Origin of the sequence: Rhodocytophaga aerolata (assembly GCF_030503435.1) — a bacterium.
GTDB classification, from domain to species: Bacteria; Bacteroidota; Bacteroidia; order Cytophagales; family 172606-1; genus Rhodocytophaga; species Rhodocytophaga aerolata.
Genome location: NZ_JAUKPO010000128.1, coordinates 1 through 2323, shown reverse-complemented (window position 1 = coordinate 2323; position 2323 = coordinate 1). Strand labels below are relative to the sequence as shown.

At 39.2% G+C, this 2323-nt stretch carries 4 protein-coding genes; all 4 read right to left on the bottom strand.

Going from position 1 to position 2323, the window contains the following annotated elements; all coding sequences use genetic code 11:
* Positions 1–72: 72 nt before the first annotated feature.
* Positions 73–594 carry a hypothetical protein gene (locus Q0590_RS37060; RefSeq protein ID WP_302042733.1) on the bottom strand — a complete coding sequence of 174 codons (522 nt, stop codon included), beginning with the start codon at positions 592–594 and terminating at the stop codon, positions 73–75.
* Between the two features lie 117 nt (positions 595–711).
* Positions 712–1260 (bottom strand): GrpB family protein, encoded by a 549-nt coding sequence (locus tag Q0590_RS37055; RefSeq protein WP_302042732.1) that lies wholly within the window; start codon positions 1258–1260, stop codon positions 712–714.
* Positions 1261–1382: 122 nt separating this feature from the next.
* Positions 1383–1682, bottom strand: coding sequence for a hypothetical protein (locus tag Q0590_RS37050; protein ID WP_302042731.1), 300 nt, complete (start codon positions 1680–1682; stop codon positions 1383–1385).
* A 164-nt stretch (positions 1683–1846) separates the two neighbouring features.
* Positions 1847–2323 (bottom strand): hypothetical protein (locus Q0590_RS37045; protein ID WP_302042730.1); only part of this gene is annotated, 477 nt, incomplete at its 5' end.

Sequence of the window (2323 nt, the reverse complement as noted above, 5' to 3'; positions counted from 1 at the left end):
TTGGCTCTAAATCAATAAAAGCCTTTTCCTTTTTTCTCCGGTTAATGGCAATTAATGGTTCAAGCACCCACGTCATACCAAAGCCTTCAGCTGAGGTATTGTGCTATGGCGGCTTGGTTGCCGTAGGGGTGCGGTGTTAGCAACATTGCTTCCTTTTTTTATGATAATCTTTCTAATTATATGAAACCTTTCCCCGTATTCAAATTGAATTTCGCCATCGTATTGTTCTTTTGAATCTTTTATTATCCATTTCAACTTTTCTGCTTTCGCCTTTTCTTGGTCGGCTAACTCAACTGTCCTTTGATTTCTTGAACCAAGAAACTTGAACTTAACAGCAATATGGCCTCCCCGACTTATCAATTCAATTTTTTCGAAGTTGTTTGGTATTCTTCTCGAGGTGTCCCGCTCAATCAATTCATTAAGGTCTAAGTCTCGTCCTCGTCCTTTCGTTTTTCTTAAGTAGTCTTGGATTAAAGAAGAGAGAATGAAAACATCTTTATTGACATTCGATATTGTATGATAACTATTCACCTTTGAAGGAGATACACATCCTCCAATACAAATCATCAACATGAATAGTATGCCTGTCTTCATCTTTTATTATGCATTGTTGCTAATGTAACAAACCCACCCGCAGCCGTGTGTTCAAGCTTAGGTATTGCGGTAAGGAGCACCGGTTGTCGGCCGTGGGTAGTGTTAGGCGTACACAGTTTATGTTCTTTGTTTGGCCTCTTGTTCTGCTTTTACCACCACTGAGATAATAAATTCTTGTTTTTGATCATTATAGGTCCCTCCTGTTCCATCCATCGCTTGAAATAAGCTCAAGATTCGCATCTTGAGTTCTTCGTATTCCTGCCTTACTTGAGGATGATTCCGTAAATAATCCCTGAACAAAATCTTACGATTCCACTCCTGATAACCTACTTGAATCAGGTGGAGATTATGGGTAACCCAGTTGTTATGCTCCTTGCCAAATACCCTTTGAGGGCCTTCCAACCGATTGATGCGTTCCCGATAACCCATTGCTCGCAATCCATTTTCGAAGCCTTGCACCACTTCAATTGATGGGACCTGGACGGCTATATCAATGATAGGCTTTGCCATCAAACCCTCAACGGCAGTACTGCCTACGTGTTCAAAGACTAAAGCTTGCTTACCAAATAGCGTTTCCAGAAGGGTTTTCTCCCGCAAATAAGCCTCCCGCCAACCTTGCTGGTAGGGTACAATCTGAACCGTACCTCTTTCAACTCCTAGTTCCATTTTTTATGTTACGCCTAATGGCCCAATGACTCCCGCACACCGTGCCCTTGTGCTGTGGCTTTGCGCTTAGAATGGGCAGGTTGTCGGATTGAGTCAGGTGTTGCCTACTGTTTGTTCTTTTCTTAATCAAAACTCCATTGTAAGTTCTGTTTTATTTCCTTGGGAGCAATGCTGATTAGCTCCCGAATCAAAGCTTCGTTACGGCTGTACAAAGGTGAAATATCATCATTACATTTTTCTAAATACCATCTTGCCTGATGATTTAAAAAGTGTAGATCATGCTCAATAAATTCACTCTCAAACATGGATTGAGGCAAATTGTGAATCAACTGAGCCTCAAAATAACAGCTTTTATCTTTACCCTTTACCCAAAAGCCATTGGTTTGAACGTTGCGTAAATGCGGAAGTATCCATAATAACATGTCTTTATAGATTTCCTGCTTCCCTCTTGACATCTTGCTTCAATTTTTATTCATTTTTATAGTAGGCAATGAACCAACCATTCCCATAAACTGCTCTTGTTGAGGTGGAGCCTTGCGGTGAGGCAAAGTCAGTTAATGGTGAATGGGGTGTTAGGCACAGCCTTTTAATCTTTTTCTATTTCTTTTTTCAAGTATATATCACTATCTCCGAGTCGCAATAAAGTATTTTCTGTTAGCTTGAAGTAATCTGGGTCAAGAAAGTTTATGCCAAAATTATCATAGCCTTTTCCAATTTCCTTATTTCCTACTTTTATATAATAATGGCAAAAGTCCCCATCTTTTAAAGTATTAGCGAGTGTAGACAGAAACTCTTCTTTATTATTAGCTGTAATCTGAAACGTCCAATCTTTATCAGCAAACCTGCTTAATGCTTTTGCTTTTATATTTTCTTCTTTCGATGTATCAAAATATTCTACAGGCCAATTGAAGCTAAGGTCAAGTTCACAATCCACTTGGCAAGCGTCAAGTATCGCAATCAGTTTATCCACATATTCAAATCTTGAAGTTATCATTCTTTTGTTTGTGCCTAACATATGTATACACACACCTTGACTCTTTGAGTTGTGTGTATTTCTTTTATA

What these genes read in the sequence shown, in the direction of transcription:
- Q0590_RS37050 (WP_302042731.1), bottom strand. Translation starts at nt 1,682, where the DNA reads ATGTTATTATGGATACTTCCGCATTTACGCAACGTTCAAACCAATGGC.
- Q0590_RS37060 (WP_302042733.1), bottom strand. Translation starts at nt 594, where the DNA reads ATGAAGACAGGCATACTATTCATGTTGATGATTTGTATTGGAGGATGT.
- Q0590_RS37055 (WP_302042732.1), bottom strand. Translation starts at nt 1,260, where the DNA reads ATGGAACTAGGAGTTGAAAGAGGTACGGTTCAGATTGTACCCTACCAG.